Annotated in this window: 19 protein-coding genes, 1 tRNA gene and 5 pseudogenes; 18 read left to right on the top strand and 7 right to left on the bottom strand. The window is 36.7% G+C overall.

Annotated features, from left to right (window positions below; translation table 11 throughout):
- Positions 1 to 181: 181 nt before the first annotated feature.
- Positions 182 to 646 carry a transposase family protein gene (locus Sarmat_RS02930; protein WP_202149347.1) on the bottom strand — a complete coding sequence of 155 codons (465 nt, stop codon included), beginning with the start codon at positions 644 to 646 and terminating at the stop codon, positions 182 to 184.
- Positions 647 to 1,225: 579 nt separating this feature from the next.
- On the opposite strand from Sarmat_RS02930, the gene Sarmat_RS02925 reads away from it, so the two are divergent.
- The 10 genes and pseudogenes from Sarmat_RS02925 (at position 1,226) to Sarmat_RS02880 (ending at position 7,993) form a co-directional block, all read left to right on the top strand.
- A complete protein-coding gene (locus Sarmat_RS02925; RefSeq protein ID WP_202149346.1) occupies positions 1,226 to 1,984 on the top strand; it encodes a flagellar biosynthetic protein FliR in 759 nt (252 codons plus the stop codon).
- Positions 1,985 to 2,036: 52 nt separating this feature from the next.
- Positions 2,037 to 3,440, top strand: a complete 1,404-nt coding sequence (gene der, locus Sarmat_RS02920; protein ID WP_202149345.1) for a ribosome biogenesis GTPase Der — start codon at positions 2,037 to 2,039, stop codon at positions 3,438 to 3,440.
- A 543-nt stretch (positions 3,441 to 3,983) separates the two neighbouring features.
- Positions 3,984 to 5,018, top strand: a complete 1,035-nt coding sequence (locus Sarmat_RS02915; protein WP_202149344.1) for an HlyD family secretion protein — start codon at positions 3,984 to 3,986, stop codon at positions 5,016 to 5,018.
- Between the two features lie 10 nt (positions 5,019 to 5,028).
- Entirely contained in the window at positions 5,029 to 5,952 is a 924-nt protein-coding gene (locus Sarmat_RS02910) for a tyrosine-type recombinase/integrase (protein ID WP_202149343.1), read from the top strand.
- Between the two features lie 249 nt (positions 5,953 to 6,201).
- Positions 6,202 to 6,408 (top strand): annotated as a pseudogene (locus tag Sarmat_RS02905) (IS5/IS1182 family transposase); the annotation flags it as partial.
- A gap of 10 nt (positions 6,409 to 6,418) precedes the next feature.
- Positions 6,419 to 6,583 carry a hypothetical protein gene (locus tag Sarmat_RS02900; RefSeq protein ID WP_202149342.1) on the top strand — a complete coding sequence of 55 codons (165 nt, stop codon included), beginning with the start codon at positions 6,419 to 6,421 and terminating at the stop codon, positions 6,581 to 6,583.
- Positions 6,559 to 6,730, top strand: a pseudogene (locus Sarmat_RS02895) (IS5/IS1182 family transposase); the annotation flags it as partial. The gene Sarmat_RS02900 and the pseudogene Sarmat_RS02895, both read left to right, overlap by 25 nt.
- A gap of 136 nt (positions 6,731 to 6,866) precedes the next feature.
- Positions 6,867 to 7,264 (top strand): annotated as a pseudogene (locus Sarmat_RS02890) (transposase family protein); the annotation flags it as partial.
- A gap of 28 nt (positions 7,265 to 7,292) precedes the next feature.
- Positions 7,293 to 7,379 carry a transposase gene (locus tag Sarmat_RS06825; protein WP_341826602.1) on the top strand — a complete coding sequence of 29 codons (87 nt, stop codon included), beginning with the start codon at positions 7,293 to 7,295 and terminating at the stop codon, positions 7,377 to 7,379.
- A 305-nt stretch (positions 7,380 to 7,684) separates the two neighbouring features.
- Positions 7,685 to 7,993, top strand: a complete 309-nt coding sequence (locus tag Sarmat_RS02880) for an IS630 family transposase (RefSeq protein WP_244127108.1) — start codon at positions 7,685 to 7,687, stop codon at positions 7,991 to 7,993.
- Between the two features lie 254 nt (positions 7,994 to 8,247).
- On the opposite strand, the gene rpsP is transcribed toward Sarmat_RS02880, so the two are convergent.
- From rpsP to Sarmat_RS02865, 3 genes are all read right to left on the bottom strand, one after another.
- On the bottom strand, positions 8,248 to 8,604 hold the full coding sequence (rpsP, locus tag Sarmat_RS02875) for a 30S ribosomal protein S16 (RefSeq protein ID WP_202149341.1): 357 nt from the start codon (positions 8,602 to 8,604) through the stop codon (positions 8,248 to 8,250).
- Positions 8,605 to 8,724: 120 nt separating this feature from the next.
- A tRNA-Thr gene (locus Sarmat_RS02870) sits at positions 8,725 to 8,799 on the bottom strand.
- Between the two features lie 127 nt (positions 8,800 to 8,926).
- Complete coding sequence (locus Sarmat_RS02865) at positions 8,927 to 10,411, bottom strand: Npt1/Npt2 family nucleotide transporter (protein WP_202149340.1); 1,485 nt, start codon at positions 10,409 to 10,411, stop codon at positions 8,927 to 8,929.
- A gap of 183 nt (positions 10,412 to 10,594) precedes the next feature.
- Here Sarmat_RS02865 and Sarmat_RS02860 point away from each other — a divergent pair, with 183 nt between their 5' ends.
- Together Sarmat_RS02860 and Sarmat_RS02855 are read left to right on the top strand one after the other, a co-directional pair.
- Positions 10,595 to 11,440 (top strand): TIGR01459 family HAD-type hydrolase, encoded by an 846-nt coding sequence (locus Sarmat_RS02860; protein ID WP_202149339.1) that lies wholly within the window; start codon positions 10,595 to 10,597, stop codon positions 11,438 to 11,440.
- A gap of 67 nt (positions 11,441 to 11,507) precedes the next feature.
- Entirely contained in the window at positions 11,508 to 14,633 is a 3,126-nt protein-coding gene (locus Sarmat_RS02855) for a hypothetical protein (protein WP_202149338.1), read from the top strand.
- On the opposite strand, the gene Sarmat_RS02850 is transcribed toward Sarmat_RS02855, so the two are convergent.
- Positions 14,630 to 14,785, bottom strand: coding sequence for a hypothetical protein (locus tag Sarmat_RS02850; RefSeq protein WP_202149337.1), 156 nt, complete (start codon positions 14,783 to 14,785; stop codon positions 14,630 to 14,632). The two genes, Sarmat_RS02855 and Sarmat_RS02850, sit on opposite strands and share 4 nt — an antisense overlap.
- Positions 14,778 to 15,744 (bottom strand): annotated as a pseudogene (gene bioB / locus Sarmat_RS02845) (biotin synthase BioB). Before bioB ends, Sarmat_RS02850 begins: the two are co-directional and overlap by 8 nt.
- A 123-nt stretch (positions 15,745 to 15,867) precedes the next feature.
- Between bioB and Sarmat_RS02840 the strand changes: the two are divergent.
- The 3 genes from Sarmat_RS02840 (at position 15,868) to Sarmat_RS02830 (ending at position 17,043) form a co-directional block, all read left to right on the top strand.
- Positions 15,868 to 16,386: a methylated-DNA--[protein]-cysteine S-methyltransferase gene (locus tag Sarmat_RS02840; protein WP_202149336.1), complete on the top strand. Its 519-nt coding sequence runs from the start codon at positions 15,868 to 15,870 to the stop codon at positions 16,384 to 16,386.
- A 51-nt stretch (positions 16,387 to 16,437) separates the two neighbouring features.
- On the top strand, positions 16,438 to 16,575 hold the full coding sequence (locus Sarmat_RS02835; protein ID WP_202149335.1) for a hypothetical protein: 138 nt from the start codon (positions 16,438 to 16,440) through the stop codon (positions 16,573 to 16,575).
- Positions 16,576 to 16,773: 198 nt separating this feature from the next.
- Complete coding sequence (locus Sarmat_RS02830) at positions 16,774 to 17,043, top strand: hypothetical protein (RefSeq protein ID WP_202149334.1); 270 nt, start codon at positions 16,774 to 16,776, stop codon at positions 17,041 to 17,043.
- Here the strand turns inward: Sarmat_RS02830 and Sarmat_RS02825 are convergent.
- A complete protein-coding gene (locus Sarmat_RS02825; protein ID WP_202149333.1) occupies positions 17,002 to 17,163 on the bottom strand; it encodes a hypothetical protein in 162 nt (53 codons plus the stop codon). The genes Sarmat_RS02830 and Sarmat_RS02825 overlap by 42 nt on opposite strands.
- A 212-nt stretch (positions 17,164 to 17,375) precedes the next feature.
- On the opposite strand from Sarmat_RS02825, the gene Sarmat_RS07060 reads away from it, so the two are divergent.
- From Sarmat_RS07060 to Sarmat_RS02815, 3 genes and pseudogenes are all read left to right on the top strand, one after another.
- Positions 17,376 to 17,501: a hypothetical protein gene (locus Sarmat_RS07060; protein ID WP_279611743.1), complete on the top strand. Its 126-nt coding sequence runs from the start codon at positions 17,376 to 17,378 to the stop codon at positions 17,499 to 17,501.
- Between the two features lie 35 nt (positions 17,502 to 17,536).
- Entirely contained in the window at positions 17,537 to 17,668 is a 132-nt protein-coding gene (locus tag Sarmat_RS07330; protein WP_410520494.1) for a transposase, read from the top strand.
- 49 nt (positions 17,669 to 17,717) lie between these two features.
- A pseudogene (locus Sarmat_RS02815) lies at positions 17,718 to 17,898 on the top strand (IS5/IS1182 family transposase); the annotation flags it as partial.

The following is a 17,898-nucleotide window of genomic DNA, read 5'->3' as shown; positions in this document are numbered from 1 at the left end:
AAAATATACCATCCCATAAACGTCTGGCATCCCTAGGGGGCGGCCTGCCTTGTTTCCCCCTTCTTTTGTAAATTATCTTTTCGACTACGGCCCATTCTTCATCTGTTAAATCACTCGTATAGCTCGTTGACATCTCATATCCTCCCTTTGATGCCAATCATAACGATGTCCCTCCAATACTTCAACCTTTTGCGTGACTGGTTCTAAATTTCACGTTGTAACGTTTGATTTTGTTGCGATAGCGGTCAGCCATAATTTTAAACGTTTTGATGTCGCCGAACACATGCTCAACAACGACCTGAACTTTGAAAAGCCCCGTGTTGTACTCTTTTTCTTCCGCGTCTAAGGGTTTATTTTTTGAAGCTTTACAGGGGAAATCAGCGTTTTGATGAATGTCTGTGATGCCCTGATAACCTGAAGCCACAAAAAGTCGAGGCTCTTTTGGAGGACGTTTCTCAGCTTTAAAAACCGTAAAATCATGCATCGATCCAGGATGGGTTTTTGATACATGAACGATACATCCCTTTTTGGTGACGCGGATCTCAGTTTTTAAGGTGTGGCGCTTTTTTGCCAGAATAATATGGTTTTCGGCCCTTCTTTGGTCGTTCAATAGAGCGCTCAGTCGCGTCGATAAGGAGGCTTTCAACCTCTTTCTTAGACAATTTTTTATCCTTTTGTATGGCCATGACCCTGGCCAAAACCGGCTCAAGGCGCCGAATAATGCGGCACACGCGCGAATCATCAATCCCAAACATATAGCCCACAAAAATCTACGTCGCATAGCTCCTATAACACAGCCACAGCATCAAAATCATGTCCGAAAGGTCCAATTAAGTTGCGACCGGGTCGTTTGTAGCCTGAAATGACGCGTTCATGCTACCTCGGCTCCACCTTTTTAAGGATAATCTCAAATTCTTGCGGTGTGATTCCAAACAGACGCTGAAATTTTTTTGGATTTTTCCGAATCTTGATGTATCTTATCGACATGAAACCTCTTTTTTATCAGTGGAGTTTCATACTTTATATACAATTTTTCCTAAAATAACAACTTACGCAGCAGGTCTATTTATGTGGAGGTATTCGAGAGGTTTTTGAGAGGATGGGTGCTTTTTGCTTTTCGTGTTTTTTACGTCTAATATATTTGCTATACGGGTTTGTGCATAAAAACAAACAATAGTGCAAATCTCTATATCCAATTAAGATTAAGGCGTAAAAGAGAAAAATTATGTTAAATGGTGACTTAGATAACTTAGTCTTTAGTTACTTTTTAGTGATTTGTCGTCTAGCAAGCATGATAGTACTCACTCCGGCTTTAGGCGATAGATACATTTCTAATAACATAAAAATACCTATGATACTGGCGATAAGTTTTGTGATATTGCCAGTAGTACATGATAAATTCACGCATTTGACGCAAGCAAACTTGTCACAAAAATGTCTATGTATTTTTGCGGAGTGTATTATTGGTGTAATTTTGGGTATTGGAATGTATCTATACTTTCTCACTATAGAGCTGATTAGTCAGATATTTGCAATGCAATCGAGCCTATCTTCAGCAACATTTTTCAACCCGTCTTTAAAAATTCAGATACCAGTGTTTGGTACTTTTTTAGTAATATATATAGTCAATCTCATCTTTGTTACAAACTCACATCATATATTTATAGAAGCCTTCGTGGAATCTTACGATAAATTCAACGTGGGGCAGATGCTAAAAACGGAAGATATGTCTCATATGATAGTGCGACTTGTTGGTAATAGCTTTATATTGAGTTTTAAATTATCAGCGCCATGTATTATTGTTAGTTTAGCTCTTTCTATTGGAGGAGGAATACTAGCGAGGTTGATGCCGAATTTGCAAATTTTTTTTCTTATCACTCCAGTGCAAGCCCTCACTATTTTTGGCGTATTCTATCTAGTATTTATTAACATATCTTACGCTCTATTGGAGCAAATTTTAGAAATTGCACAATTTCATCTCTAATTTTCAGTTAAGATCAAAGATATATCCCAAATTACTAATAAAAAACTTTGCTATGAGTAAAAAACAAATGATTGTTGCCTTGATAGGAAGGGCAAATGTTGGAAAATCTAGTCTCTTTAATCGCTTCAGTGATAAGAAAAAAGCGATTGTGTATGATATTCCGGGCGTAACACGAGATAGAAAATATGCAACAATTTCGATAGATGGTTATTTACTCAAGCTTATAGATACCCCCGGCCTAGAAGAACAGAAGGAAATGAGTACGCTAGATCACTCATCGCGACAGTTTTCCATAGCCAACCAGATGATGCAACAGGCTGTGAAAGCAATGGAAGAAGCTGATATCATATGTTTTATTATAGATGGTAAAAACGGCCTACACGCTGATGATTTTTTATTCGCCGAAAGGATAAGAAAATACAATAAACCATGTTTATTAGTAGTGAATAAATGCGAAGCAATATCAAAGATAAATCAAGATTATTATTCCATGTCAGGTTTGTCTTCACTAGAACCTATAGTGATTTCTGCTATACATGGTATTGGTATTGATGATTTGAAAAGTGCTTTGGTTATTCTAATACAAAACATCATAGAGTCTGGCTGGCGCCAAGAAGATCAGGCGTTTTGCGATGATATAGAGAAGAATGGTGAAAATATTAAGATTGCTATAGTGGGTCGTCCTAATTCTGGCAAATCGACTTTTGTAAACAGTATTTTATCTGAAGCACGAGTTTTAGTGAGTCCTCAGGCTGGTAGTACTAGGGAGGCTATAGATGTTTTATTTGAATATAAAGGGCGAACATTAGAATTAATAGATACTCCAGGTTTGCGCAAAAAACATTTAATTCATGATCAATTAGAGAAGTTATCTGTGGGAGATGCAATACACAATATTAATTTTGCTCATGTTGTTGTGTTATTGCTAGATGCGCAAGGCGCTACAGAGCAGCAAGATTTAACTATTGCTGAATATGCTATTAGGAACGGTAGAAGCGTGGTATTGGTTATAAACAAGTGGGACTTAGTGCGAGACAGAAGCGTTTACCAAAAAGCTTTACAAAAGAGATTAGATGGTACTATAGATATTAAGAATTTAGAAGCGATTTTTATTTCTGCTCTACATAAAAGCAACATAGAGCAGGTATTACAGAAGGTATTAGTGGCATATGAGTGCTGGAATACGAAGATCTCTACTAGCAAATTAAATGAATGGCTGATTTCTGCTATAAAAAAACATGCGCTGCCAACCCAAAAAGGCAGTGGTAGAGTACGAATCAAATATATTACGCAAACTAAAATTAGGCCACCTACTTTTAAGTTGTTTGCGAATAACCCAGAGAATGTGCCTGATTCTTATCAGAGATATTTAAAAAATAGTTTGTGTCAGGCTTTTGGTTTAAATAATATACCAGTGAGATTTATTTTAGTTAAAAGTCATAATCCTTATGTGTAAGATACCCGGGTTGTCTGTGCGTTTGAGTGTTGCGAATATATAAAATGCTTGATGCAAAAAGTCTAATGTTTTTACTCTAAGATATGAGGTGTAAAATAGACCTCTTTCGACACTCTACTCCTGATGGCAACTGCGTCGTCCTATCGATGTGCGAGTCCTCACTTAACTTTATGTACGTTCAGGAGTTCTGCGCTTCGTACGCTTCTCGCATTTGTCCATCATGAGTGAGTTTGGAAAGAGATCTAATCTATCAAGTTGAAGGGAGTGATGAGACGTGATATCCTAAGGAAAGAGATAAATGATGATATTATATAGTTAGGTAGGTACGTAATCATTATACTCTTCGCGCAAGGCTCTACTCCTGATGGCAACTGCGTCGTCCTATCGATGTGCGAGTCCTCACTTAACTTTATGTATGTTCAGGAGTTCTGCGCTTTTCATTTGCTCATCATGAGCGAGTTTTGCAAGAGTCTATTGTCAGATTAAAAATCTTTCACTATAAATTATTTTTCACTCGTACCGCATATTACAATTAAAACATCTATGCCTAAATTTCTTGAAAAAATCAAAGCCAATAAACGCAATCTCGCGATTTGCGCCTTTGTGCTCGTGCCTATCATATCTTATAAAATGTATGTGTGGTTCAACACTATCGTGAGTGATAATGCCTATATAGCTAGCGATATATCTAATGTTGGCTCTGAGATTGCTGGCAAAGTAACAAGGGTGATGATAGATAATTATCAGAAAGTAGAGAAGGGTGATGTGATAGCATTGATAGACGAGCAAGACTACGAATCTACTGCTCAAAGCCTTTCTGAATCTATCGAAGGCTGTAAGTTAGAGTGCGCGGTGATAGATGAGCGCATAGCGATCTTAGAACGCCAGATAGAGCAAAAAAGAGAGCTTGATAAATTTGCTAAAACTAACACACAAATTATGCAGCGTGAATATGAGCGAAATTTTCAGCTCAATCAAATACAAGTAAATAGCCAGAAAGCTCTTGATAGTGCTACTATTAACTTTGAAAAATCTAAAACTGACGCGACAAATGCAGATTTAGATATGGAAATTATGCAGCATAACATGAATGTATTGCGGTTACAGAGAAAAGAAACGGAGCATAAACTTCTCGCGCTAACTCAAAACTACGCCATTGCCTCGCGCAATCTAGAGCGAACAAAAATTATCGCGCCAGTAGATGGGGTGCTAGCTAATAGTAATTTAAAAGTTGGCAATTACGTGCGACAAGGAGCGGCGATATTTTCTGTAGTGCATAATAACTTCTATCTTAATGCAAACCTTAAAGAAACTCAGGTTGGTAAATTAACCCCGGGTTTGGAAGCTGTAATCGTGGTTGATGCCCTACCAAAAGATAAAATTATAGGTAAAATCGTAAGTATTTCGCCAGCTACTGGCTCTTGTTTCTCGCTAATTCCCACAGATAATGCCACCGGTAATTTTACCAAAATTGTACAGCGTGTGACTGTGAGAATAGATTTTGATGCTCCAGCTGAAATTAAAGAAAGAATTAAAACTGGCATGTCTTGTTTAGTGAAAATTAGAACCGATCAGTAGAGTGGAAGTGATGGTAGAGTCTTTACATCACAACCAGTTGCAAGAAGTGCTTAGTAAATGGATGGGATACTTAAAGCACAGCAAGAGATATGGGGAAAATACAACTAACAGCTATCATCGTGATGTTAAGCATTTTCTCAATTTTCTCAGCGATTATACGCAGGACGTGATTACGTTAGATGAGCTAGCAAAAATAGATGCCCTCGCTATTAGGAGTTGGTTGGCTAAAAGAGTGGGAGTGAGCTATCAGTCTACATCTAATGCAAGGTCTCTCTCGGCCTTACGTAGTTTTTATAAATTTCTAGACACCACCCTTTCTATTAACTGTCCAGCAATATTTGCGGTAAAATTCCCAAAGAAACATCATCACTTATTTAAAGCCCTAGAAATAAAAGAGATAGAAGAGGTGATTGCGCTACAGAATCAGAATGTTCGTGAACCTTGGGTGGCGCTCAGAAATAAGGCATTAATCTTATTGCTGTATACCACTGGTATGAGAATATCAGAAGCGTTGAGCATCAAGAAGAAGGAATTAAATGAATATATTAAGGTTACTGGCAAGCGATCCAAACAACGCCTTTTGCCGTTAATGCCTGAAGTACGCGAGGTGATTGAGGCTAGCATTGCGCTCACTCCTAACCCCTATAATAGTGAGTATGTGTTTTTAGGACAGAAGGGTAAGAAGCTGCATCGTGGCGTATTTGCGGCTTCCTTGTTAAAATTGCGTCATCAATCAAACCTACCAAAGCATTTAAGCGCCCATGCCTTTCGGCACTCGTGCGCGACTCACTTATTAGACAATGAGGCTGATTTGCGTTCCATACAAGAGTTACTTGGGCATGCTAGCCTTAGCACTACGCAAGTTTATACTAAGGTGAGCAAACGCAAAATTATTGAATCTTATTTATCGCATCACCCGATGGCTAAAAAATAGACCTCTTTCTGAACTCGCGCTGGGCCAAGAACGAATAAAGACGCAGAGCTGTGAGTATATATAGTAATTTAGGTTGAATTAGATATAATTTTTCGTTATAATGAAAGGAAAAATGACAAAAAGCTATAGCAATGATGTAACTCGACTATCAAGTTTTTTAAAAAGTTCATGAATTCACTAGATCTCTTTCGAAACTGTGATATATGTGTATACTCAAGCTAGGTCAATAAAAATATTATGGTTGTGCAATTGAAATATGAACAAGTGAAGATTTTATCAGATGATCAATTCAGAAGATTAACAGGAGTTAAGCGTGGTACGTTTGATAAGATGGTAAAAATATTAGAAGCAGCTGATAAAAAGAAAAAAACTAAAGGAGGTAGAAGAAATAAGCTGAGCATGGCAAATCAGCTATTAATGGCATTGGAATATATCAGAGAATACCGTACATATTTCCATAGACCTCTTGCATAACCTATTCCGTGGGGTAATTTTGTTGTCAAAATTCCTTTGCGCTCCTCATATACTAGAGTATGCTGCGGTACTCAACATCATTTTTCCTAAAAATTCCTCCTTCATTTTTAGGTTATGCAAGAGGTCTATTGCCATGTTAGTCAAAGTTATGGAATAAGCGAGAGTTCCTGTTACAAAGGAATTAAGTGGATAGAAGATACGCTAATCAAACATCCTGATTTTGCTTTGCCTGGTCGCAAGGCATTACTTAGAAGCGATATGGAATATGAAGTTATACTAATAGATACAACAGAAACGCCAATAGACCTCTTTCCTAACTCTACTCCTGATGGCAACTGTGGCGACGCTGTCGATGCGCAAGTCCTCACGTACTTCATGTACGCTGCGGCTCTGTGCTTCCTACACTCCTCGCATTTGCTCTTAATTGAGCGAGTTTCGAAAGAGGTCTATTAAAAACCCAAGTTGTTGTCGGTAAGAAGATGAAACAAGTAATATGCACTGCTTTTGCAAATGGTAAACGGCATGATTTTAGGCTATTTAAAGAGTCGAGAACAAAGATAAATCCTTCTATAAAAGCTATTACTGATACCGGGTATCAAGGCATACAAAAGCTGCATAGCAAATCTGAGTTACCAAGAAAGAAGACTAAGAAAAACCCGTTAACAAAAGAGGATAAGGAGAAGAATCAAGAGCTTGCCAGTGAAAGAGTGGTGAAAATGTTATCGGCATGATTAAACGATTTAAAATCATCTCTGACAAATATAGAAACAGACGAAAAAGGTTTGGCCTCAGATTCAATTTGATTGCAGCTATTTATAACATGGAGTTATCAGCATAATAAGTTATGCAAGAGGTCTATTGATTGAATAGTAAATTGCAGGATCATTTTTTTGCCTCCATATTCACCAGATCTGAATCCAATAGGGAAATTTTGGGCTAATATGAAACGATAGATTAAAATACTGAATTTGATCAATTATATAAGGCTATTTCTTTAAAATACCTAATTCAACCTAAATTACTATATCTATAAAAAAAGATTTTACCTATGTAGAAGCTTGCGAAAAAAAACGTGAGCAATATAAACAAAGAATAAGGGGTATACCAATTCAAAGTCTTGTGTATATAGATGATAAGCGGTATTGATATGAGTATTTAAAGCAGAGGTTGGGGGAAGCTACTTGGGAAAAAGAACGGCAAATACTATCAAAGAACAAACATTATAGCTGGTTATGTTAATCATACATCAATAGCATCAATGGTATTTAATGGTTCGTGTAATACACAATTAATTGAGGCATGGCTAGAGAAATTTCTAATCAAAGAACTAAAAGCTGGTCAAGTAGTGATTATGGATAATGCTGCATTTCATAAATCTCAGAAAGTTAAAGAGTTGATAGAATCTGTAGGGTGCAAGCTTGTATTTTTGCCTCCATATTCTCCAGACTTAAATCCGATAGAAAAATTCTATGCAAATATGAAACGTTGGATTAAGGACAGAATATCTTCTTTTGATAAACTTTATGAAGCTTTGAACCAGTTTCTTACCTTGCAAACCTCAACTTAATTTACTATAAGTATAAGGCTCAAAGGGTATTAAAAGAATTTTGGAGTATAAATTCCTATCGTTTAATTTTTTTATTCCCCCTATTCTTACATAAATTACTCGGTATTACGGCCACAAGAAGCTCACTATTGACAACGGTACAAATGACAAAAAACCATCTGACAACACACCCCACCATCTATACGCAGAGAAAACAAAGCGGCGAGCGGAGTTGAGCAACAAATTTTCTACTTGAAAAAAAGAATGGCTTAATTCTAAGCAGAAGCGGCGGCAGCTTCTGATTGGGTTGTCGCAGAGCGTTTTGCTATCCGCCTAGCTATTAACTTCTCTTCTTTTTCTAATTGAGCTTGAACAAAAGAGGGTAGGGCGCATTTTTGCTTTATTAATCTCAATACAGTCATACTCGGTACCGCCCCACTCGCAAGCCAATGTTCTATACGCTCAACATTTAAAACAACCCTTAGCGGATTATCTTGTGTGAGCATAGGATTATAAGTGCCAAGCTTTTCCAAAAAAGCGCCATCGCGCGGAGCTCTTGTACATGCAACAACTATTCTATAAAAAGGAGTGTCTTTCGCACCACCTCTAGCTAGACGGATTTTTACAGACATAAAGTGATTTTCTTAACAAATAAAAACAAAGTTAAAGGTTCAATAGTAAATATATATAAATAAAATAAATATATAAAATAAATATCAAATTACTTATCAAATAATTTTTAGTAAAATTCATGGTGCCGCTAGTAAGAATCGAACCTACGTCCTCATCATTACCAATGATGTGCTCCACCACTGAGCTATAGCGGCAAACAAACTCACATCCCCGAATTCTACCATGTATCGCGACAAATTGCAAGTGATTTCGCGCTAAATTAGCAAATAACCCACTGGAAGCAAATTGTGATTAATTTATTAATATTTAATTAACTATTAATTAATTTTTAGAGACGGCAATCGCTTTCTTATATTCTCCATTTAGAGAATATACTGTATAAAGCCAAACTATCGCAATCACAGCGAAAATATAAAGCAAATATTGCGTCACTGACTCGTATGTTGCTGCTGGAAAAAGTATAAATATCGTAGACTGCAGCAGTGAACTCATAGATTTACCAAGCTTTGTGCCTATTAAATCTGCAGATGCCTTACCTTTACTTTTTAACTCTGGATCGAGCGGTACATATGCCATTTCTTTTGTAGAGTCGAATAAAGTATACTTGCTCGATTTACTCAAAACATTTTGCAGCGCGCCGATCTGCACAGCCAGCATTAGAGGATCACTGCATGCTACCCCCAAGGTATTTAAAATAGGGGTGATATTAAAATTCACTGCTATAAAGTACACCAAACCAGTGCTAATTACCATCACCGGAGTAACCATGGCAGCCGACATCCAGCCAATTTTACGCACTAAATTTGAGCCCAAAATGGAAAATAGTATTATCAAAATACCCGTCCAACTTAAATAGTGTCCAACAAACATTAAGTATTCGGTGGGGGTTTTATATACTTTAGAGACCGTAGCCTTCCATGGCATTTCTGCAAGGTTAATCACGACGCCATAACATATGAGCAATAATGTGATGAGGGTGATGTATTTGGAAGAAAAGATTAATTTTAGGCTATCCATAAATTTTGGATGAGTTTTGGCAGATAGATTTTTGGCCATCGCCCTTTCTTTCTCGGATAAAATTTTAGTCGTGATATACCTGAAGCTTAGTAGACTGATTAGACCTAAGACCAACACTACAGAAAGTACAATTTTTACTGAAGCTTCTTCTATATGCACAGCTAAGTTATGGCTAACTAATGCTTGCGATAACTTATCTAATCTTTGTAAAAATTCTCCAGAAAGATATAATCCAGTTTGCCCTAGTAGCGTAAAGAGAGGATAGAATCTCTTAGATTGCTCTACATTTGTAATGCGATTAACAAATTGCCAGAAGAGTAGGGCGAATACTATATTAGACCAAAGTTCGGAAATAACATAAAACAGCGATAACCCCCAATTCCCTATTAATAAAACAAACCATTTTAAATGTGGATGAGCTGCGACGATATTTGCAAACGACTCTTGCGAGAAAGAAAATGCATCGTGATTAGGGAATAATACAAAAGCGAACAGCGCAAAAAATGCAATAAAAGAGAGGAAGATATAATAAAACAAAGATTCGCTATCTACTTTAGAAATGATTTTAATATATACAGCGCTAAAGAGGAAGGCGCTAGGCATTACTAGATATAATTTTAAAAAAGTAGTGGTTTCTGGACCAATCATAGTGGTAACTACACTATCCTTCAGCGCTCTAATTAAATTTTGTATACCTAATATACAAAACATCAATAGAGTAATGCATAAAAATCTAGATAGTTCATATGATTTAATAGGCCAAATATAGCTGCAAAATTTTCTGTACATGAAGCCGAAACCGAGCTTTACTAGCTCTTGACAAGTAGTATTTTTGAAATTTAGACGAGAAGTATTTTTGAACCGGAACATGATTTCTTTTTTATATATAGTAACTAACAAATCCCGGTATCCTATGCTACCATATGTAATACGCAAAAGCAAGGAATAAAATAAATAGTTAAAAGGAATAGTATGTTTGAGAAAATTTTTGGCATTAGGCAAATGTGCGAGTTATACGATGTATTAGTGTTTGATTTATGGGGCGTGTTTATTATTCACAATAAAATTAATCAATTGTTAGTCGACTTTTTTAATAATGAATTACAAGGGCGAAAGCAAGTCTTCTTTTTGTCGAACACATCAAGAACATCTGATGCATGTTGCGAAATGTTAATGCAATGGGGGCTTGAAAAGCTTACGCCAAGTCAGATCATTACTGCTGGCGATATCGCGAAAGACGCAATGTTGATGCTGCGCAATCCAATAGTTTACCATATAAATGACAACATGAATGATGCGAGTATCATAGAAGGTATGCACACTACAACGAATTTAGATCAGGCGAACATCTTACTTTTGAGTTTATTCCAAGAAAATCACGAGCAGCTGCATATTTTTGATGATATTTTAAAACACGCAATAGAGTTAAAAACTATAAATATTTGCGCAAATCCTGATATGTACACCATAGGCTCTAAAAACGCTATCCGTTATAATGCTGGCTATTTTGCTAAGAAACTAGAGCAGTTTGGTGGGATTGTGCATTATGCTGGCAAGCCGCACCAAGCGATCTTTCGAAAGTTATTAAGTAGTATAATTAAGAGCGCAGATAATGTGGATGTTGATTTAAATAAAATTGTGATGATAGGTGATACATTAGAGCAAGACATTTTAGGCGCACTTCAAGTTGGTATTTCATCTGCTCTTGTAATCAATGGTAATAGTTGTGCAGACTGTAAGACTTTGGAAACTATTTCGGAAAAAATTTACGCTAGGTCTATCATTCCATCGCTATTGGTGGACGTAAGCAAGTTATAATCTATAAGTATGTAACCTAGGTTCGCAAAGAATTTGTGGGTTTAAAAAAATAGATTTATATTTTTGCATGTTCATAAGAGTTTTACTGTTTATATTTCTTCAGATATATTGCGCATCAAATGTTTATGCATGGAATTTATGGGATGCGATAGAGGAAACGGTATGTGGCAAAGGAACAGAGATACAAGAGAAATGGGGCGGTCAAATAATTTCAAAAGGTTATCAAACTGGATGTCCTCCATACTTTATCACATGGGGAAGAAGAAGGTGTTTATTAGGTCAAAAAATACCAACTTTTACTTCTCCCTTAGTATCTTGTATACAAGCTCCCAAAAGTCTGGCGCAAAGCATTGACGATAGTAGTGATATTAGTGATGTTGTAGTGCAGGTGATGTGGCAAACATGCCCATTGGGTCTAATATGCGCGGTGCAGTCGCAGAATTTACGTGGCAATGGAGATTGTTTAAATATATTTGATCCATGGACTTTTTATCCTTTTCGCAGAATTTGTATTAGACTATCAGTGCCAGAAGGGTATGACGACGGGGAATTGGGCAAATTATTGCCGGCGGATGCTGGATATACTCGAGGGGTGTATATTGATGAAAATGGCGAGACGCGCAAGGATCCAGAGATAAAAGATGATCTTGGTAATGTCGTCTCCTTTAATCCATTAAAGATGTGTGGATATCTTGACCCTGGTCTTATTAGTGGTTTTAGCGCCGACATAATGGATTTTAATCCTACATATCAACCAATGCATAAAACTTCACAAATACATCCTATTTTTCAAATCATAGAATCTTTTGTTAAATATCAAGAAGATTTAAGAAAAGTCTTAGTAAGTTTGTTAACTCTTTTCGTAAAATTTAATCCTCTTGGCGATGCTATCTCTGCTTTTTTAAATTTTTACATTAGCGCCATGGACTGGGTGACTCAAGAATTACTATTGAAAGCTCTAGATGCAATTGGTTCACTAAATAGGGTAGTTGAAGACGAGCAACTAGGGTGTATTAATGTTCCAAATGGCCCATTTCCTCCACCTTATTGTGAAAATTTATCCATTGCATCCACTCCAAACTTGGAGTCGATTTGTGAATCTGGACAAAGATCTACTATTCAAAGACCTTGCGTTGTCTCCAATAATACTAGGAATAATTTGATACATAATGCTATTAGAGTAACATTCAATAGATTTGTACCATTGTGCAATGGGGGGGGTGACAAAGCTTTTTGCGTAGAAATTAAAGGATTTATGGATGGTATAATCCGTCCAAATTTGGTTCATCAGTTAACCAAAAGCACAGATATTATTAACATATGCAAGGGAGGTGGAGGGAGCGATGCTCTGTGTTTTACTCTTCGTAATTCTAACGATACTACTAGTACGCAGGCTAGGGTATTATATAGCTATAAAATGGGAGCAAAAAATGATGTCTTGAGTGATTACTATCACTATGAACAAAATAAAAATGGTGATTTTCATCCAATAGAAGATTGTACAGTAAGCACGAATGTTCGTTGTCAGGCTGTGTGGGGCATAAATCTTGGAGATTTTAAGGATGTTGCTCTTGTTTTTCCAGTTCAAGAAACATCATATAGTACTGCAGCAATTTCTCAATCATGCACGCTCATCGATCATCAAAGTGATACAAAACAAATTTCTCGTACCCTTACACTGCGTATTCCAAGAATAGACGAAGAATATCAATCAACAGATAATATATGTCTATACGAACAAGATCAACAATTGGCATGCGTCAATCGAGCTAAAAATTTTAAGACAATGGTGTATGACTGTAATATGTTATCAGGTTTTGCATGCACCAATAGTCATCTTTCACCTCAATTCATTGCTCAAATTCAAAGTGATTCTGATTATACAGCTACGGTAGTGAAAATTCCTTCAGTAAACGATGGTGCAAAAAATGATCAAGAATATACAATACATTTAGCTGGTTATCAATTTAACGCTTTTGCTACAGATAAATCATTCGTAATTCAACCATTTTTAGGACATCCTAAAGCATTGAATGCATCTACTATTTATGGCAGATATGCAGATGATCAAAAACCTTATGATGTTGTAAAGAAAAAAAGCAATCCAGATGCAGTATATCTAGATGGTCTAGAATATATTAATGGTGTATATGCGCGTGGCGCTGATTATGCATGTCTCAATCCATTAAATTTTGCGAAATGCAATAGCGATGATACTACTGGCTGCGTGTTATCTAAATTAAAAAATACCAACATTTTCCCTTGTAAGGATTTTAATGGTATACGTATAAAATATCCAGGGTTAAGAGTATGTATAGCGCAAGATACTAAGCATACCGAAATTGATCAGATAAGCAGAAATGGTGTTGTTATAAAAATTAAAGAATTAAAGGGTACACCGAATGATTATTGTTATATTGCACCTAACAATCAAGAAATTTGCGTTACGTCTTATGATCCTCAAGACCGAATAGACCCTCCAGGTCCTGGGTATGATCTATCTGAGAGTCAATATTATGATAATACTGTAAATATTCATGATGGTATGCAATATGATCAAAATACGGAAATAGTACGTAGCAAAACGCCTAAGGAAATGGGTTTATGTGTAGATGTACCATGGCCGTTTTGCAAAGCTGTGACAAACCCTAGCGAAAATGATGGCAATGCCACATGGCCCCAGGCCCAGGTTGGAGAGAGCGTGTATGGTAGGTGCGCAAAAGGTTTTAGCGTAGCTGATGAAAAGCAATTGACACGCGTTTGTTTGGCCGATCGCGATAAGATTTTCTTCGACGCGCCGAAAGTGAGCTGTAAAAAAGATGATCAGGTACAAACAAAAGGAGTTGTAGAAAACGTTAGTTGCCTAGGAGCGTCATATTCTATGACTCAAGAAAATGGTAAGGGCAATTTAGTAATTAATGAGATATCTAATAGTGAGATAGAGATTACTTTTATAGTAAACGACATCTCTATCATAAAAAGCATGAAGATTCTTATCTCCTCCATTGTGAGCGGGGGGTGTATAGTTAGCGTGAATGATCAACGAATACCAGGAGGAAATAATGGAACAATGGAGGAGATATTGCCTCATATTCATCAAAAAGATCCGAATAGAATATTCATACGCAACCTTCGATCTTCATTCATGATTAGTGAGTTCGTAAAACTGGTCTGGGATTATAAAGAGCCCTAGTCTTCGCTTAACACAATAGACCTCTTGCATAACCTAAAAATGAAGGGGGAATTTTTAGGAAAAATGATGTTGAGTGCCGCAGTATACTCTAGTATATGAGGAGCGCAAAGGAGTGTTGACAACAAAATTACCCCACGGAATAGGTTATGCAAGAGGTCTAATAGAGTTGGTATCAACTTTAACAGACTCTAAACCTAAACGCTCAAATAACGCGCGATCGTCTGCAGGCATCGTATTATCGGCGGTGAGTAGTTTTTCGCCGTAAAAAATAGAATTAACCCCGGCAAGAAAACACAAGGCCTGCGTTTCATCTAACATAGACTCGCGCCCGGCTGATAGTCGAATGTAAGATTTAGGCATGAGGATGCGCGCCGTTGCGATTGTTCTGATAAAATCAAATGAATCTACCACTTGCGTTTTCCAATGGGGTGCCTGGCACTTTAATCAGCTTGTTAATTGGTACAGACTCTGGCGGATCTTCTAAGTTAGCTAGCGTTACCAACATTTGTATTCTATCTTCGTTACTTTCACCTAACCCGATAATACCTCCACAACACACTTTCAGCCCGACCTTACGCACAGAGTTTATAGTATTGATGCGATCTTGAAAGGTGCGAGTTTTTATAATTTTGCCGTAGAAATTTTCAGACGTATCAATATTATGATTGTAAAAATCTAAACCAGCGTCTTTCAACCTTTGCGCCTGTTCATCTCGCAATAACCCTAAAGTAACGCATGTTTCCAACCCAAGTTTTTTTACTTCCAAAACCATAGCGCACACCTTATCTAAATCTTCATCCTTCGGGCCACGCCATGCAGCCCCCATGCAAAATCTACTCGCACCGGCTTCTTTTGCTCGCTTTGCTGCGGTTAGTACAGCATCTAGATTCATCAACGACTCCTTTGTGAGACCTGTTTTATAATGAGCAGACTGCGGGCAATAAGAGCAATTTTCTGGACAACCGCCAGTTTTGATGCTCAATAAGGTGCTGATTTGTATTTTATTTGCATCAAAATGCTGTCTGTGAATTGTTTGCGCTTGATATATAAGGTTCATTAGAGATAAATTAAAAATCTCTACTGCTTGTTCTAAAGTCCATCTTGCTAACATGATTGATAATTGTCTAGGTAGTTTTTGCATGAATGTTGTACACTAAAAAGATACTCGAAGCAATGCTCGTACTATTTTTTTAATGTCTTTATTATTCTTAACAATAGTATGTATAATAACAATATGCGCAACAATATACTAAAACAGTCTCTGTTGTATACCAAACTTGGAGAGATGCTTGTTATTGCTGATGAGGAGCGTCTTTATCTTCTCGCATTCACTAATAAACCGCAGTTAGAATGTGTAGTGAAGAAGATAGTGTTAAATAAAAATGCTACTAAGGTGGTTAATGGCATAACCCATCCCATTGAGTCTATCAAAAAAGAATTACAGCTATATTTTGATGGAATATTGAAAAAATTCTCAACATCATTTCAACTGATCGGTACACCGTTTCAGATATCCGTATGGAATGCGCTGCTAAATGTTCCATATGGTCAAACTAAAAGTTATAGCTTGCATGCACAAAATATTGGTAAAAACATGGCGCATAGAGCCGTTGCCAACGCCAATGGTGCTAATAGACTAGCTATTATTGTGCCATGCCATCGTATCATTAGGAGTGATGGTAATATTGGTGGATATAGCGGCGGTAACAAACGTAAGCAATGGTTAATCCATCACGAACAACATGATACTTAAGTAGTGTTTGATCCCAGAGAATAATGGTGTATATTATGAAGAGAATAATTTATGGAGAAAAATCTTATGGGACAAATATTACACGCGAATGCCAGAACAACGGAGGCAATCCGTAGAGAGGTCCGTGATAGTAAAGAGAGCATAGAGAAAGCGGCTAAAAGATTTAGAACCAGTCACGTAAAATATTGAAATATAAAGAAGAATTGCTATAATAGGCCATAGTACCCTACATTTTTTAAGGAAAGGCTTTACTATGAGGGTGTGAAGTAGTATATATCGTTTATTTTTTGTGACAAAAATGCATAATATACTACTTCAAGCCTTCAAGCGCTATCATCTCATATAGCCGGAAATAAATCAAGAGTAAAATCTTTTGCTGCAGCAATCTTGAGTATTATTACGGGTGCTGGTATTCACCAAAAAGAGCTTGCGCTATCTCTTCCTGGTCCCGCAAAGGATAAATCTAAAACTCATAGAATTTATCGTTTATTGAAAAGCTTTACTATAGATTTTATTTCGATTGCTAAGTTAATCATCGGTTTATTCGGAATCACAAGTTGTGTTTTGGCAATGGACAGAACTAATTGGAAATTCGGAAAAACGGATATTAATATTTTATTTCTCGCGGTAGTTATAAACAATAGACCTCTTGCATAACCTAAAAATGAAAGAGGAATTTTTAGGAAAAATGATGTTGAGCGCCGCAGCATACTCTAGTATATGAGGAGCGCAAATGAGTGTTGACAACAAAATTACCCCACGGAATAGCTTATGCAAGAGGTCTAATATTTCCGTACCGATTATGTGGGAATTTTTGCCCCATTGCGGCACTTGTTCGACAAGGTTGATGAAAGAATTTTTACAAAAATTTTTGACCTATTTTCCCGATATTAACATCGAGCGCTTACTTGCCGATAGAGAATTTATGCATAAAGATTGGCTAGATTTTTTAAAAGAAAATTAATTTTATTATCGCGCTCCGTTGTAACATGCATCTTAGGTTAATACAGGCTGGACGCGCTTCACTAGAGAAGGGAGGAGGAGCAAAAGCTTTTGCAAATTTAAAACCTTTAGGATATGAGTATTCCGAAGGAATTTTGTGGGGCACAAGGTGATTATTTACGCATCCAAAAATGAATCGGGCAATTTAATGATTTTAGCTTCTTGCGAAGAATTAGAGCAAAAAGCTTTTGAGAAATATAGACATAGGTGGGCTATCGAAAGGTTATTTAAACATTTAAAAAGCAGCGGATTCAATATTAGATCTCTTTCGAAACTGTGATATATGTGTATACTCAAGCTAGGTCAATAAAAATATTATGGTTGTGCAATTGAAATATGAACAAGTGAAGATTTTATCAGATGATCAATTCAGAAGATTAATAGGAGTCAAGCGTGGTACGTTTGATAAGATGGTAAAAATATTAGAAGAAGCTGATAAAAAGAAAAAAACTAAAGGAGGTAGAAGAAATAAGCTGAGCATGGAAAAATCAGCTATTAATGGCATTGGAA

This window comes from Candidatus Sarmatiella mevalonica (assembly GCF_016751895.1).
GTDB classification, from domain to species: domain Bacteria; phylum Pseudomonadota; class Alphaproteobacteria; order Rickettsiales; family Rickettsiaceae; genus Sarmatiella; species Sarmatiella mevalonica.
The sequence above is the reverse complement of the archived record's forward strand: the minus strand, read 5'-3'. Positions and strand labels throughout refer to the sequence as shown.

Bases quoted from the DNA above. Each gene is read 5' to 3' on its own strand.
- Sarmat_RS02915 (WP_202149344.1), top strand. From the start codon at position 3,984: ATGCCTAAATTTCTTGAAAAAATCAAAGCCAATAAACGCAATCTCGCG.
- Sarmat_RS02865 (WP_202149340.1), bottom strand. From the start codon at position 10,411: ATGTACAGAAAATTTTGCAGCTATATTTGGCCTATTAAATCATATGAA.
- Sarmat_RS02835 (WP_202149335.1), top strand. From the start codon at position 16,438: ATGGAGAAAAATCTTATGGGACAAATATTACACGCGAATGCCAGAACA.
- Sarmat_RS02880 (WP_244127108.1), top strand. From the start codon at position 7,685: ATGGTATTTAATGGTTCGTGTAATACACAATTAATTGAGGCATGGCTA.
- der (WP_202149345.1), top strand. From the start codon at position 2,037: ATGAGTAAAAAACAAATGATTGTTGCCTTGATAGGAAGGGCAAATGTT.
- Sarmat_RS02925 (WP_202149346.1), top strand. From the start codon at position 1,226: ATGTTAAATGGTGACTTAGATAACTTAGTCTTTAGTTACTTTTTAGTG.
- Sarmat_RS07060 (WP_279611743.1), top strand. From the start codon at position 17,376: ATGCATCTTAGGTTAATACAGGCTGGACGCGCTTCACTAGAGAAGGGA.
- Sarmat_RS02855 (WP_202149338.1), top strand. From the start codon at position 11,508: ATGTTCATAAGAGTTTTACTGTTTATATTTCTTCAGATATATTGCGCA.
- rpsP (WP_202149341.1), bottom strand. From the start codon at position 8,604: ATGTCTGTAAAAATCCGTCTAGCTAGAGGTGGTGCGAAAGACACTCCT.
- Sarmat_RS02840 (WP_202149336.1), top strand. From the start codon at position 15,868: ATGCGCAACAATATACTAAAACAGTCTCTGTTGTATACCAAACTTGGA.
- Sarmat_RS02910 (WP_202149343.1), top strand. From the start codon at position 5,029: ATGGTAGAGTCTTTACATCACAACCAGTTGCAAGAAGTGCTTAGTAAA.
- Sarmat_RS02860 (WP_202149339.1), top strand. From the start codon at position 10,595: ATGTTTGAGAAAATTTTTGGCATTAGGCAAATGTGCGAGTTATACGAT.
- Sarmat_RS07330 (WP_410520494.1), top strand. From the start codon at position 17,537: ATGATTTTAGCTTCTTGCGAAGAATTAGAGCAAAAAGCTTTTGAGAAA.